This window comes from Subtercola boreus (assembly GCF_003399635.1).
In the GTDB taxonomy this organism is placed as follows: Bacteria; Actinomycetota; Actinomycetes; order Actinomycetales; family Microbacteriaceae; genus Subtercola; species Subtercola boreus_B.
In genome coordinates, this window is record NZ_NBXB01000001.1 from 59,541 (window position 1) to 73,682 (window position 14,142).

A 14,142-nucleotide genomic window follows, 5' to 3' on the forward strand; every position below is an offset into this window, starting at 1 on the left:
GATCACAATCGTTTTCAAACAAGAGAGTGAGTAAACAATGTCAAATGCGTCAGCAGTGACCGATGCCAGCTTCGAAGCCGATGTACTGAACTCGGACGAAACGATCCTCGTCGACTTCTGGGCCGAGTGGTGTGGCCCCTGCCGCGCCGTCTCGCCCATCCTCGACCAGATCGCATCTGAGCACTCGAGCAAGATCAAGATCGTCAAGCTCAACGTCGACGAGAACCCGCAGACGGCTGCGAAGTACCAGATCACGTCGATCCCCGCCATGAAGGTGTACCGCGGCGGAGAGGTCGTCAAGACCATCATCGGTGCCAAGCCGAAGGCTGCGCTCGAGAGCGACCTGGCCGCCTACCTCGCCTAGAGCGAGGGTCACGACAGAACCGCACGAGCCCGATCGGCAGCACGACCGCCCGTCAGGCCCCCAGGGTCCGGACCACACGATGTGGGTCCGGACCCTTTTTCTTTTTCGATAGCATGGAATTTCGCCTCTTGATGGAAGTGCACGTGAGCAGCCAAAACACCCCGTCGTCATCGGGAACCAACCTCGATCCCTGGTACAACAACTACGCCGAGCGGGCAGCCGGCCTGTCGGTGTCCGAGGTGCGGGCCCTGTTCGCCGTGGCCTCCCGGCCCGAGGTCGTCTCCCTGGCCGGTGGAATGCCGTACGTGTCGGCGCTTCCCCAGGATCTGGTGATCGATGCCATGAACCGTGTGATGGTCGACCACGGTCCCGTCGCGCTCCAGTACGGTTCGGGCCAGGGTGTGCCGAAGCTCCGCGAACACATTCTCGAAGTGATGGCTCTGGAGGGCATCCGGGGCAGCGTCGATGACGTGGTCGTGACCACCGGATCGCAACAGGCACTCGACCTCATCACCAAGCTGTTCATCAACCCGGGCGATGTCATCCTGGCCGAGGCACCGAGCTATGTGGGGGCGATCGGGGTGTTCCGCTCCTACCAGGCCGACGTCGAGCACGTGCTCATGGACGACGACGGTCTGATTCCGGATGCTCTGCGAGAGGCGATCGTGCGCGTCAGGTCCTCCGGGCGCACCATCAAGTTCCTGTATACGATCCCGAACTTCCACAACCCGGCCGGGGTGACGCTCTCCGCCGAACGGCGTGAGGAAGTGCTGCAGATCTGTGGGTCCGAGGGGATCCTCGTGCTCGAAGACAATCCTTACGGCCTGCTCTACTTCGACGGGCCCCCGCCCCAGGCGCTACGCAGCACAGAAGACGAGGGCGTCATTTACCTCGGCTCCTTCTCGAAGACCCTTGCACCAGGATTCCGCATTGGATGGGCCATTGCACCGCACGCAATTCGGGAAAAGCTTGTTCTGGCCGCAGAATCCGCGATTCTCTGCCCTAGTTCCTTCAGTCAGCTCGTCATCTCGGAGTACCTCGAGACGGCCGATTGGAAGGGCCAGATCAACACCTTCCGGGGTGTCTATGAAGAGCGCAAGAACACGATGCTCGCGGCCCTCACCGAGTATCTCCCGGAGCTCAGCTGGACCAAGCCCAACGGCGGCTTCTACGTGTGGCTGACGCTGCCCGACTACCTCGACACCAAACAGATGCTGCCGCGTGCGGTGAAGGAACTCGTCGCCTACACCCCGGGAACCGCCTTCTATGCCGACGGGGTCGGACGCAACAAGATCCGGCTCTCGTACTGCTACCCGACACCCGATCAGATCAAGCTCGGTATCCGCCGCCTGACCACCGTCATCAATGGCGAGATCGACCTCCTCGAGACCTTCCACGCCACCGGCCCGCTCGCCACCATCCGATCCGCGCAATCGTTCTCTGCCCCACCACCAGACATGGACTGACAATGACCGACACCAGAGCAACTCGAACCGCCGTCGTACTGGCCGGCGGGATCTCCCATGAGCGCGACGTTTCCCTGAGGTCGGGAAGGCGTGTTGCGGATTCTCTCCTCGCTCGCGGGCATCGGGTCAGCATGCGTGAGCCGGATTCGTCCCTGCTCGCCTTTCTGGAAGCCACTGCCCCCGACCTGGTCTGGCCGGCGCTCCACGGGGCGAGCGGAGAGGACGGTTCCCTCCGGGCATTGCTCGACGCCCAGGGGATCGCCTATGTCGGTTCAGAAGCCGCCGCCGCACAGCTGGCCTGGCACAAGCCCACCGCGAAAGTGCTGGTGTCCCGTGCCGGATTCAACACCCCGGATTCAGTCACGCTGCCGCGCGAGACCTTTCGCGAGCTCGGCGCCACTCAGGTACTCGACGGTGTACTGAAGCACCTGGGTACGTCCCTCGTCGTCAAGCCGGCCATGGGTGGATCGGCACAGGGGGTGACCGTCGTCGCCGAGGCGTCCGATCTGCCTAGAGCAGTCGTCGACGCCTATACGTACGGCGACATCGCCCTGATCGAGAAGGAGGTTCTGGGCACAGAAGTCTCTGTCGGAGTCATCGACACCGGCGAGGGTCCTTTTGCCCTTCCGGCGGTAGAAATAGTGCCACGATCAGGGGTTTATTCTTTCGAGGCACGCTACAGCGCGGGGGAGACGCAGTTCTTCACCCCCGCTCGACTGGACGAGAGCGTCGCTGCCGCCGCTTCCGAAGCGGCCCTCGCAATCCACCAGACGCTGGGTCTTCGACACCTCTCCCGCATCGACCTGATCATCGACGCCTCGGGTGCACCCTGGTTCCTCGAGGCCAACGTGATGCCTGGCCTCACCGAGACATCCCTGGTGCCCCAGGCCATCGTTGCTGCTGGTCTCGACCTCGGTTCGGTCTACGAGGCGCTCGGCGAGGTTGCGATTCGCGACGCCCGCTGACGCGGACCACCGCAGGGCCACTTGACCCGTCAGTCCACGCGAACCGCGGTCCTCGACAGCTCTACTTGTATCGGGGGCCTTCTACTCGAATCGGGGGCCGGCCGAGCCGAAGGTCGGCTCTCCCATCTCTGCCAGGATCCGGTTGAGGTCCTGGATCGTCGCGAAATCGATGACGATCTGACCTCTAGTGGCGCCGAGGCTCACCTTGACCCGCGTGTTCAGGCGGTCGCCCAGGCGTTCAGCGATCTCGTCGAGGTGATCGTTTCGTCGGCCTGCGGTGGGGCGCACACGTTTCGCCCGCGGCGCCCGGGATGCGACAGCCTCTGCAGCGCGCACAGAGAGATCTTCGTTGACGATCTTGTCCGCGAGCCTGCTCATCTCCTCCGCGTCGACCACCGACAGGATGGCGCGAGCGTGTCCGGCGCTCAGCACGCCGGCTGCGACCCGCCGCTGCACGCTGGTGGGCAGCTTAAGAAGCCGGATCGTGTTGGTGATCTGAGGCCGCGATCGCCCGATCCGGGTCGCCAGCTGGTCCTGGGTGATGTCGAAATCAGCCAGCAGCTGTTGATAGGCCGACGCCTCTTCGAGCGGGTTGAGCTGCGACCGGTGCAGGTTCTCCAGTAGTGCATCGCGCAGCATGTTCTCGTCCGCGGTCTCTTTGATGACCGCCGGGATCGTTTCGAGGCCCAGTTCCCGACTTGCTCGGAGTCGACGCTCCCCCATGACGAGTTCGTACTGCTGATCGGCGGTACCGACCTTCGTCAGCTCACGCACCACGATGGGCTGCAAGACGCCGACTTCGCGGATGGAGGCGACCAATTCGGCCAGATCGTCCGCGTCGAACTCGATTCGGGGCTGTTTCGCGTTCGGAACGATGCTTTTCGGGGCCAGATTGGCCAAACGAGCGCCGGGGACGGAGACCAACTCCGGCTCGGTCTCGCTGCGCTCGGCGAAGAAGACGTCGACGGGGCTCACCGAGCGGGTCTCGTCCAGTGTGGGAATCAGGGATCCGATTCCCCGACCCAGACCCGTGCGCTTGGGGTTAGCCATTTTTTCGTGCTCCTCTTCGTGCTATTTCTGATGCGGCCTCGAGATACGAGAGTGCGCCTGTCGACTGCGGATCGTAACTGATGACGGTCTGGCCGTAACTGGGGGCCTCGGAGATCCGTACGGTGCGGGGGATGATCGCTGCGAGTGTCTCAGCGGGAAAGTGATTCCGCACATCTTCGGCGACCTGCGTGGCGAGACGGGTACGACCGTCGTACATGGTCAAGAGGATCGTGGAGACACCGAGATGCGGGTTGAGGTGTTTCTCGATGAGCGCGATGTTCGAGAGCAGCTGGCTGAGCCCTTCCAGGGCGTAGTACTCGCACTGGATGGGAATGAGAACTTCGCGGGCTGCCACGAACGCGTTGATCGTCAACAGGCCGAGGGACGGTGGGCAGTCGATGAAGACGTAGTGGTATGGCGTGTCGTCCGCCGCCGCTCGTGACAGGAACCCTTCGAGGCTCTCCCGCAGGCGGAGTTCGCGTGCCACCATGGGCACCAGCTCGATCTCCGCTCCGGCCAGGTGGATGGTGGCGGGTACACAGTAGAGAGAAGGGAACTCTGCACTCTGCTGAACGACGTCCTCCAGAGGAGTGTCGTGGATCAGCACGTCGTAGACGCTGGGGATCTCTGCACGATGGTCGGCGCCGACCGCTGTGGACGCGTTGCCCTGTGGGTCCAGATCCACCACCAGGACCTTGGCGCCGGCCTTGGCCATCGCGGCAGCAAGGTTGACCGTCGTCGTGGTCTTGCCGACGCCACCCTTCTGGTTAGCGATCGTCAGGACCCGGGTCTCGCGGGGGAGGGGATACTCGGCCACAGCAGCCGCTTTACGCCGCCGGGACAGGTCAGCGATCTCCCTCGCAAGGGGCGTCGAAGCGTCGTAGCCGATCGGTTCGCTTGTCATCTGGTCTTTCTGTGGGGCGGTGTCGTGCCATAGCTATGTTTCACGTGAAACATGAGATCCGTCAGATCAGGGTTACCAGGTGGCTGACCGTATTTCACGTGAAACATCCCCGACCAAGCTACCCGTTCCGGCGCCCAATCAATACTCGACCGGCGTGTCCTGGCGACTTCATGTCTCTGAGTCGCGATACCTCATGCATCACTGCTCCAGGACTAGCGAACAGTGGCGGTAATCACTCGGGTGATGTCCTCGACCAGTCCGACACCGAGCTCGCGCACCTCGACATCGGCCAGCTTGAAACGCTTGATCTGTTTGGCCGCAGCCTCGACCTCCGCCGCAGCGCCCGCACCCTTCATGAGCACTAGCTCTCCGTCAGGACGAACGAGAGGAGCACACATCGGAATCAGTTTGGAGAATGCGCTCACAGCCCGTGCGGTGATCTGGTCGAGGCCTCCCGTGAAGCCAACATCCTCGGCACGACCGCGCATGACGGTGACATTGCCGAGGCCGAGTTCCGACGCCTGCTCGTCGAGCCATTTCACTCGGCGTTCCATGGGCTCGATGAGAACGAACTCCACGTCGGGCCGAGCGATAGCCAAGACCAGTCCCGGCAGCCCTGCCCCGCTACCGACATCACCTACCCTGCCAGGCCGGATCAGTGGTGCTACGAGAACACTGTTGACGATGTGACGACTCCACAGCCGCGGGAGTTCCAGTGGACCGATGAGGCCATACTCCTCACCGTGAACGGCAAGGTTGGCGGTGAATTGTCGAGCGGTCTGTATCGATTCTCCAAACAAGACAGCCGCAACATCAGGCTCTGTTTCCAGACTCTCGGGCAACTCAGGCACCGTCGTCAACTCTCTCCTCTAGCCGGCGTCCTTCGATGGCAACAGCTAAACAGTGCGGATGTTTCACGTGAAACACTTGGATTGGTTAATCCAAGTCAGGCCTTCGTGATCACCGTGTGACGGTCTCGGCCTTCGCCCTCGGAATTCGAGACGAATCCGCGCTCTGCCACGATGTCATGCACTACCTTGCGCTCATACGAAGACATCGGCTCCAGCGCGACGGATGCCTCGCCTCCGATTTCGATGCGATCGACAGCTGCCGTCACCAGACTCGCCAGCTCGGCTTCCCGGATCTGACGACTTCCCCCGACATCGAGGATGAGACGCGAGAACCCGCCCGTCTTCGTCTGCACAGCGAGCCGCGTCAGCTCCTGCAGCGCTTGCACCGTGTCGGGCTGGGACAGGAGCCGCAGGTTGCTGTCCTCAGAGGAGTTCACCGAGACATACGCACGTCCGCCACGGGCATCTATGTCGATGTCGCCGTCGAGATCGCAGATGTCGAGCAGCTCTTCGATGTAGTCAGCCGCGATGTCGCCTTCGTCTTCGAGTGCGTGGGAACCAGGATCCTGAACAGGCGCATCCGGAACATCAACCTGCTCCGACGGAATCCCGGCATCGAGGGAATCATTGAGAACGGCAGCACTGCCGGACTCCACCTCGATGTCGGCTGTGTTGATCTCAGTCACGTCGTTGTTCACTTCTTCTCACCCTGCTTCTTCGCTCTGGTCTTGCCCACGGGCTGCTGGCGCTGGGTCGGCTTCGGTGCCTCCAGGACGACATGGTTGACACTGCCGTCTGCTGCCGTGGCGATGTTCAACTTACCCTTCTTCGCCAACCGGGCTTCACGCGCCTTGGCCGCTTCGCTGCCGGGCGTCGGCATGTTGCGAATGACGAGGAACTGCTGGCCCATGGTCCAGAAGTTCGAGGTAAGCCAGTAGAACATGACACCGAGCGGGAAGCTGAAACCCGAGAAGGCGAACACCAGGGGGAGGATGTACAGCAGAATCCGCTGCTGCTTGAACATGGGGCTGTTCTTGGCCTCGGGGGATTGGTTCCGCGACATGATCTGCAACTGCGTGATGAACTGCGAACCCGTCATCAGGATGACCATGATGACGGCGATGATCATGACGGCCACATGGCCCGTGGCGGTCGCCTGCTGGAAGCTCTCGTGAAGCGGTGCGACACCGAACAGCTTGGCGTTGCCGAACTGCAGAGCGAGATCCGAGTTCAGCCAGAACACGCCTGCCGTGCCCTTCTGGGCATCGTTCAGCACGGAAAACAGGGAGAAGAAGATCGGCATCTGCAGAAGGAGCGGAAGACAGGAGCTCAACGGGTTGGTACCCGTCTTCTTGTACAGCTCCATCGTCTCCCTGGACATTGCCTCCCGGGAGAACTGATCCTTCTTGCCTTTGTACTTGTCCTGGATCTTCTTCAGCTGTGGTGCGACCTCGAGCATCTTGCGTTGGCTCTTGATCTGGCGCACGAAGATCGGGATCAGTGCGGCACGGATGACCAGAACCATGCCCACGATCGACAGAACCCAGGTGAGACCCTCCGCCGGATCCATCCCCAGCCCGGCGAGCACGGTGTGGAAGAGAACGAGCAGCCCCTCGACGACCCACTTGATGGGCCAGAGGATGGTGCTGATGAAACCGGGGATGTCCATGCTTCGGGTTAGCCCTTTCCGTGGCTACTGGCTACGACGAAACCGAATCTGGTGACACGGAAGTATTGTCTGCGGGCCGGGGGAACGTCGTCGATTCCGCCGGCAGCCCACGGGTGGCAACGCACCAGGCGATAGACGCCAAGGGCCGAGCCGAGAACTATTCCCCGCTGTTGGATTGCTTGCAGGGTATACGACGAACATGAGGGGTAGTACCGGCAGACGTCGCCATACAGTGGCGAGATCACGGCACGGTAGCCCCTCAGGAGCAGCACCGCCGCATTTCGCGGGAGCAGATACAGGCCCAGGACGAGCTGGCGGATCACCGATCCTACCGACAATCCCTGCGTCGCTATCAGGGAGCTCACGACATCACCTTGGCTTTGGTGAACGAACGGGTCACTTCACGCTCAAGGGAAGCGAAGCTGGATGTCGCAGCCCCCGGAAGCGCCCGGATCACGATCTCGATGCCCGGTTCGACGCTGGACTGAAGCGAGTAGCAGACAGCTTTCAATCGGCGCCGCACACGGTTGCGTGTCACAGCGACACCGACAGCCTTCGAGACGATAAAACCGAAACGGGCCGGCGATCCACCTTCACGGCGAATGTAGGTCACCGTGTTCGGCCCCGAGAATCTGGCACCCCGACGTACGGCAGCACGATACTCATCTGCTGTCGTCACCCGAGCGGTCTTGGCCAGCACCTGGAGCGGAATCGTCTCGAAGGGTATTCGCGCTAGGAGTTACGCCGAGAGCTCGGTGCGGCCCTTACGACGACGTGCCGAGAGGATCGCGCGACCGGCACGGGTACGCATGCGCAGGCGGAAGCCGTGCACCTTGGCGCGACGACGGTTGTTCGGCTGGAAGGTTCTTTTACTCATGATGTTTTCTCCGTGGCCCAGCCATTTGCGCCGGGAAGCTTCGTAAGGGTGTGCTTCTGCACACAAGTCAACTGATTAAAACTACGGCTTGAGGTGCCAATGGTCAAACTCAAACCGGCCAAACGCCCAATTATCCACAGTCGATTACCAGTGGCTCGCGAAGACACGCGGCGTGGGTCCACAATCAACTTGATCTGGCTCCCGGCAGTCACTAGCTTAGATCCCTAGGTTTGTGACAGTGGTCTTGGGGAAGCAGTCACGCACTTCATGTGGTCTTCCCGGCATCCGCTCGGACTCACTCACCCCTTTCGACAGGAGTTCCATGGCCGACGATCCCGGTTCACCGGAAGCCAACTGGCGCACCGTTCTCACTGCTCTGTCGAATGACGAGAGGATAACGCCCCAACTCCACGGTTTCCTGGGGCTGGTCGTTCCCAAGGGCATCATGGCGGGATCGTTCTACCTCGAAGTCCCGAACGATCTGACTCGCGGGATGCTCGAGCAGCGCATCCGGGTTCCGCTCCTGTCGGCACTCGGCCGGCTCGACGAATCCTACGGAGTGAACAACTTCGCTGTCGTGGTCAACCCCGACATCAGCGGCAACGACTACCTCCAGCAGGCCGAGGTCAGCGAGATCGTCCCGACACCTCCGGCCGGCTATGTCGAGACGACACCGGTGCAGGAGACCGTCGGTCCTCTCCGCAACAACGACACCCGCCTGAACCCGAAGTACAGTTTCGACAACTTCGTGATCGGGGGGTCGAACAGGTTCGCCCACGCGGCAGCGGTCGCCGTCGCCGAAGCGCCGGCCAAGGCCTACAACCCCCTCTTCATCTACGGCGACTCGGGCCTCGGCAAGACACATCTGCTGCACGCCATCGGTCACTACGCCATGAGCCTCTATCCCGGTGTGCGGGTTCGCTACGTCAGCTCCGAAGAGTTCACGAACGACTTCATCAACTCGATCGCCAACAACCGGGGTGCCGCCTTCCATTCGCGATACCGGGACATCGATCTACTACTGATCGACGACATCCAGTTCCTGCAGGGGAAAGCGGAGACACAGGAAGCGTTCTTCCACACGTTCAACACGCTGCACGACCACAACAAGCAGGTGGTCATCACGAGCGACCTGCCGCCCAAGCACCTCACCGGTTTCGAGGACCGGATGCGAACACGGTTCGAGTGGGGTCTCATCACCGACGTACAGACTCCGGACCTCGAGACGCGCATCGCGATCCTTCGGAAGAAAGCCCAGAGCGAGCGGCTTCAGGTTCCAGACGAGATCCTCGAATACATGGCCTCCAAGGTCTCCTCCAACGTGCGCGAGCTGGAAGGCACGCTCATCCGTGTGACCGCCTACGCCAGTCTCACCCGGAACCCTGTCGATCTCGCCCTGGTGCAGACCGTCCTGAAGGACCTCATCACCCTCGACGACGACAACGTCATCGCGCCGGTCGACATCATCGGACACACCGCGGAGTACTTCAAACTGTCGGTGGATGACCTCTACGGTTCCTCGCGCTCCCAGGCGATCGCCACGGCACGCCAGATCGCGATGTACCTCTGCCGCGAACTGACAAGCCTGTCGCTCCCGAAAATCGGCCAGCTCTTCGGTGGGCGTGACCACACCACGGTCATGTATGCGAACAACAAGATCGGCAAGCTCATGACGGAGAAGCGTTCGATCTACAACCAGGTGACCGAGATCAGCAGCAGGATCAAGCACAACCAGCGCTACAAAGGCATCTGAAAAGCCTCTTTCCACATGTTGTGCACAACCCTGTGTATAACTACCCCGGAATTGTTCACTGTCTGTGGGGAGCTGTGGGATCGGGTCGGCCATCCTCTCGTCCACATCATCCGAATGACGAGAGTTCTCCGCAGAGTTTCTACATCTCACACCGTTGTAGTTCCCATACGAATACAGTGATCCAGACCGGTTCTCCACATATCCACGTCGGTTAAGAACATTAATTCTTAATCCATTAATCAATCCGGCCAACAACTTTTACGCGCAGCACTTCAGCGAGGTCCGGCGCACACGCTCCCTCCCGCTACGGGCTAGCATTGACCCGACCAAGACACGTGACAACTGAGGTGAAGAGTGAAGTTCCAAGCCAACAGAGACGTTTTCAGCGAAGCCGTATCCTTCGCCGTCAAGCTGCTGCCGCAACGAACCACTCTGCCGATCCTGAGCGGCGTGCTGATCGAAGCCAGTGGTGACGGGCTGACGCTCTCGTCCTTCGACTACGAAGTGTCGTCGCAGACACAGATCACCGCCGACGTCGAAGAACCCGGCCGGGTCCTGGTGTCAGGAAGGCTGCTTTCGGACATCGCGAACAGGCTTCCCAATGCACCGGTGCGTTTCTACACCGAGGACACCCACATCATCGTCACCGCCGGCTCGGCGAAGTTCACCTTGCTGAACATGCCGGTCGAGGAGTACCCGAGCCTCCCCGTCGTCGGCGAACAGTCCGGCTTGCTGAAGTCCGACGACTTCTCCGCAGCGATCGCCCAGGTCGCCGTTGCCGCATCGCGAGATGATGTCACTCCCGTCATCACCGGAGTGCAGCTCGAGATCTCGAACAACAGCCTCTCGCTGGTCGCGACCGACCGGTACCGCGTCGCTGTTCGCAACATCGACTGGGATTCCGGCACCTCCGAAATCGAGACCGCGACCGCGCTCGTCCCGGCGAAGACGCTGCAGGAGATCGGCAAGACGTTCGGCAACAGCGGCACGATCTCGGTGGCCATCACGAACACCGACGATCGCGAGCTCATCGCATTCAGAGCCGACCGAAAGACAGTCACCTCACTGCTGATCAAGGGCAACTTCCCGCCGGTGAAACGGCTCTTCCCCGAATCCGTCGAGAACTATGCAGTCATCAACACAGCTGACCTCATCGAGGCGACCAGGCGTGTCTCGCTGGTGCTCGAGCGCGAAGCCGCGCTTCGATTCACCTTCACCATCGATGGAGTGACTCTTGAGGCGATCGGCTCTGAACAGGCTCAGGCCTCCGAATCGATCGACGCCCTCCTCACCGGCACAGACACCGTGGTCTCGCTGAAACCGCAGTTCCTGCTCGACGGTCTCGGGGCGGTGCACTCCGAATACGTCCGGATCTCCTTCACCAAGACCGACAACCCCAACAAGCCCGGCCCTGTTCTGATCACGAGCCAGTCCTCGAAGGACCAGCCGGGTTCGGATGACTACAAGTACCTGCTTCAACCGAACCTGCTTCTGCGCTAGAGCTTGATCTGCGCTGCAGCCACAGAGGAGACATCATGAATCTCGGACTCATCGGCCTGGGTAAAATGGGCAACAACATGCGCGAGCGTCTGCGTGCAGCAGACATCGACGTGATCGGTTATGACAACAACCCGGCCGTGAGCGACGTGAAGGATCTCGCAGCCCTGGCAGCAGCTCTGCCGGCGCCCCGTATCGTCTGGGTCATGGTTCCCGCAGGCGCCATCACGGATTCGGTCATCAACGACCTCGCCGGTGTGCTCGAAGCGGGTGACCTCGTCATCGACGGTGGCAATTCGCGTTTCACCGAGGACTTCAAGCATTCAGAACTACTGGCGCCCAAGGGCATCAGCTTCATGGACGCTGGCGTCTCCGGAGGTATCTGGGGTCTCAAGAACGGCTATGGACTCATGGTCGGCGGCAAGAAGGACGATGTCGATCGCGCGATGCCGATCTTCGATGCGCTTCGTCCCGAGGGCCCGCGCGATGAAGGATTCGTACACGTCGGCGAGGTCGGAGCGGGCCACTACGCCAAGATGGTGCACAACGGCATCGAGTACGCGCTGATGCAGGCGTATGCCGAGGGTTACGAGCTGCTCGACACCAAGAAGGACATCATCAAGGATGTCACCGGAACGTTCAAGGCCTGGCAGCGCGGCACCGTGGTGCGCTCCTGGCTTCTCGAGCTCCTTGTTCTCGCTCTTGAACAGGATCCTGAGTTCGAGGACATCGAGGGGTACGTCGACGATTCGGGTGAGGGTCGCTGGACCATCGAGGAAGCCCTTGCGAACGCAGTTCCCGTTCCGACGATCAGCGCCTCGATCTTCGCGCGATTCGTCTCCCGCCAGGAGGACTCACCGTCGATGAAGGCTGTTGCGGCGCTTCGCAACCAATTCGGCGGCCACGCTGTCAAGAAGGCCGACTGACAGAAGGAGAGCGCGCCGCGCGGCAACGCGTGGCGCATCCCTTCCTCTGAGGAGCTTCCCGTGCTGGTCAGACATCTCAGCCTCACCGACTTTCGCAACTACTCTGTTGCCGATGTCGAGTTGGGTGCCGGCCCGAACCTCTTCGTAGGGAGCAACGGGCAGGGAAAGACGAATCTCGTCGAGGCGCTCGGGTATCTGAGCACGCTCGGTTCGCATCGCGTGTCAGGTGACCAAGCCTTGGTCAGGATGGGACAGCAGGCCGCGATCATCCGGGCCCGGCTGGAACATGCCAACCGTGAGATTCTGGTCGAGGTGCAGATCAACCGTTCAGAGGCCAACCGCGCCCAAGTCAATCGGTCGGTCACCAAACTCCGCGAGATCCCCCGTTTCTTCTCGAGCGTTCTGTTCGCTCCCGAAGACCTCGCGCTCGTGCGGGGAGATCCCTCGGGCCGCCGGCGTTTCATCGACCAGTTGTTGTTCGCCCGCAGTCCCCGGCTCGCGGGCGTCGCCACCGACTACGACAGGGTGCTCCGCCAGCGGAACACCCTTCTGAAGTCGGCACGCAGTTCCGGGGTCAACACGAGCCAGCTGTCGACACTGGAGATCTGGGATGACCGGCTCGTGGTTCTCGGATCCGAACTCATCGCCGAGCGCGATGCGCTGGTCACGCAGCTGCGGCCCTACATCGAGAAGGCCTATCTCGCTGTAGCGGGGGCCGACCACTCACCGAGGATCACCAGCCGGCTCAGCATCCTGTCGCCCTCGTCTGCTTCATCCGGTGGCTCCGAGGACGAACTCGACGACCAGCCCGGTGTATCGGCGGAACGCCTCGGCTCGCCGTTTCGACGCCCCGAGGTCGAGGCACAGTTCCGCGCAGCCCTCGCTGGGCTCCGCCGACAGGAACTCGACCGCGGAATCACGCTCTGCGGTCCGCATCGCGACGATCTTCTTTTCGAGCTCAACAGGCTTCCTGCGAAAGGGTACGCAAGCCACGGCGAATCCTGGTCGTTCGCACTCGCCCTCAAACTCGCTTCAGCGGATCTCCTGCGCACGGACTCGGCGACGGGGGATCCCGTCGTCATCCTCGACGATGTCTTCGCCGAACTCGACAAGGCGCGGCGTTCCCGGCTGGCAGCTGCGGTTGCCGACTACGAGCAGGTTCTCATCACCGCCGCGGTGTTCGGTGATGTTCCCGAAGGGCTCACCGCCCACACGGTGCACATCTCGGCGGGAACGATCGTGACGGAGGCCGTCGGTGCCTGACGCGGATCCCGTCGATGAGGCAGCGGCGCTGCCCGAGAACGAATCGCAGGCCGTCTATCTGCGGTTCAAGAAAGTCTTCGGCGACTCCCGGCTGATGGGCAGGACACGACTGCGGCAACGTCGGCAGCCTGCGGGCGAGACAGTTCCGTACGGTCTGGGGCGAGATCCCAGGGGGATCAGTTCGGTGATGGATTCCCTCACCAACGAGCTGGGCTGGTCCGGGTCGCTGGCGAAGTCCGACCTCATGCTCGCGTGGAAGGAGATCGCCGGCGACGAAACGGCTGAGCACAGTCATCCGGTAGGAATCACAGACCAGGTTCTGAGCGTGCAGTGCGATTCCACGGCGTGGGCAACGCAGTTGCGATTAATGCGCACAATGATCCTGACGCGTATCGCCCAGCAGTTCCCGGAGGCCGGGATCGAGTCAGTTCGGTTTTTGGCCCCTGACGCCCCGTCCTGGAAAAGAGGCTCCAGATCAATTCCAGGGCGGGGCCCACGCGATACCTACGGGTAGCAAGGCAAAACAGGTCACCGGGCAGAAATAAAGCCCCCAGAAG

16 protein-coding genes are annotated in these 14,142 nt (G+C 61.7%); 8 read left to right on the forward strand and 8 right to left on the reverse strand.

Features of this window, described 5'->3' with window-relative positions:
* The first annotated feature begins 37 nt into the window (after positions 1-37).
* From trxA to B7R22_RS00330, 3 genes are all read left to right on the forward strand, one after another.
* Entirely contained in the window at positions 38-364 is a 327-nt protein-coding gene (trxA, locus tag B7R22_RS00320; protein ID WP_116281262.1) for a thioredoxin, read from the forward strand.
* 131 nt (positions 365-495) lie between these two features.
* A complete protein-coding gene (locus B7R22_RS00325) occupies positions 496-1,830 on the forward strand; it encodes a PLP-dependent aminotransferase family protein (RefSeq protein WP_116409847.1) in 1,335 nt (444 codons plus the stop codon).
* A 2-nt stretch (positions 1,831-1,832) separates the two neighbouring features.
* A complete protein-coding gene (locus B7R22_RS00330; protein WP_116409848.1) occupies positions 1,833-2,795 on the forward strand; it encodes a D-alanine--D-alanine ligase family protein in 963 nt (320 codons plus the stop codon).
* A gap of 81 nt (positions 2,796-2,876) precedes the next feature.
* On the opposite strand, the gene B7R22_RS00335 is transcribed toward B7R22_RS00330, so the two are convergent.
* The 8 genes from B7R22_RS00335 to rpmH form a co-directional block, all read right to left on the reverse strand.
* The gene (locus B7R22_RS00335; RefSeq protein ID WP_116409849.1) at positions 2,877-3,845 is read right to left on the reverse strand and encodes a ParB/RepB/Spo0J family partition protein; all 969 of its coding nucleotides are present in this window, start codon (positions 3,843-3,845) and stop codon (positions 2,877-2,879) included.
* Positions 3,838-4,749: a ParA family protein gene (locus tag B7R22_RS00340; RefSeq protein ID WP_116409850.1), complete on the reverse strand. Its 912-nt coding sequence runs from the start codon at positions 4,747-4,749 to the stop codon at positions 3,838-3,840. Before B7R22_RS00340 ends, B7R22_RS00335 begins: the two co-directional genes overlap by 8 nt.
* 212 nt (positions 4,750-4,961) lie before the next feature.
* Entirely contained in the window at positions 4,962-5,591 is a 630-nt protein-coding gene (gene rsmG / locus B7R22_RS00345) for a 16S rRNA (guanine(527)-N(7))-methyltransferase RsmG (protein ID WP_116409878.1), read from the reverse strand.
* A gap of 104 nt (positions 5,592-5,695) precedes the next feature.
* On the reverse strand, positions 5,696-6,208 hold the full coding sequence (locus tag B7R22_RS00350) for a protein jag (RefSeq protein WP_116409879.1): 513 nt from the start codon (positions 6,206-6,208) through the stop codon (positions 5,696-5,698).
* Between the two features lie 86 nt (positions 6,209-6,294).
* The gene (yidC, locus tag B7R22_RS00355; protein WP_116409851.1) at positions 6,295-7,269 is read right to left on the reverse strand and encodes a membrane protein insertase YidC; all 975 of its coding nucleotides are present in this window, start codon (positions 7,267-7,269) and stop codon (positions 6,295-6,297) included.
* An 8-nt stretch (positions 7,270-7,277) separates the two neighbouring features.
* The gene (gene yidD / locus B7R22_RS00360) at positions 7,278-7,634 is read right to left on the reverse strand and encodes a membrane protein insertion efficiency factor YidD (protein ID WP_437184119.1); all 357 of its coding nucleotides are present in this window, start codon (positions 7,632-7,634) and stop codon (positions 7,278-7,280) included.
* Positions 7,631-7,969 (reverse strand): ribonuclease P protein component, encoded by a 339-nt coding sequence (gene rnpA, locus B7R22_RS00365; RefSeq protein WP_116409852.1) that lies wholly within the window; start codon positions 7,967-7,969, stop codon positions 7,631-7,633. Before rnpA ends, yidD begins: the two co-directional genes overlap by 4 nt.
* A gap of 39 nt (positions 7,970-8,008) precedes the next feature.
* Positions 8,009-8,146, reverse strand: a complete 138-nt coding sequence (gene rpmH, locus B7R22_RS00370; RefSeq protein WP_022895130.1) for a 50S ribosomal protein L34 — start codon at positions 8,144-8,146, stop codon at positions 8,009-8,011.
* A 322-nt stretch (positions 8,147-8,468) separates the two neighbouring features.
* On the opposite strand from rpmH, the gene dnaA reads away from it, so the two are divergent.
* The 5 genes from dnaA (at position 8,469) to B7R22_RS00395 (ending at position 14,099) form a co-directional block, all read left to right on the forward strand.
* Complete coding sequence (gene dnaA / locus B7R22_RS00375; RefSeq protein WP_116409853.1) at positions 8,469-9,899, forward strand: chromosomal replication initiator protein DnaA; 1,431 nt, start codon at positions 8,469-8,471, stop codon at positions 9,897-9,899.
* 354 nt (positions 9,900-10,253) lie between these two features.
* A complete protein-coding gene (dnaN, locus tag B7R22_RS00380) occupies positions 10,254-11,399 on the forward strand; it encodes a DNA polymerase III subunit beta (RefSeq protein ID WP_116409854.1) in 1,146 nt (381 codons plus the stop codon).
* Positions 11,400-11,434: 35 nt separating this feature from the next.
* Positions 11,435-12,322: a phosphogluconate dehydrogenase (NAD(+)-dependent, decarboxylating) gene (gene gnd, locus B7R22_RS00385; protein WP_116409855.1), complete on the forward strand. Its 888-nt coding sequence runs from the start codon at positions 11,435-11,437 to the stop codon at positions 12,320-12,322.
* A 60-nt stretch (positions 12,323-12,382) separates the two neighbouring features.
* On the forward strand, positions 12,383-13,585 hold the full coding sequence (gene recF / locus B7R22_RS00390; RefSeq protein ID WP_116409856.1) for a DNA replication/repair protein RecF: 1,203 nt from the start codon (positions 12,383-12,385) through the stop codon (positions 13,583-13,585).
* Complete coding sequence (locus B7R22_RS00395) at positions 13,578-14,099, forward strand: DUF721 domain-containing protein (protein ID WP_253258789.1); 522 nt, start codon at positions 13,578-13,580, stop codon at positions 14,097-14,099. The genes recF and B7R22_RS00395 overlap by 8 nt, the downstream gene beginning before the upstream one ends.
* Positions 14,100-14,142: the final 43 nt, after the last annotated feature.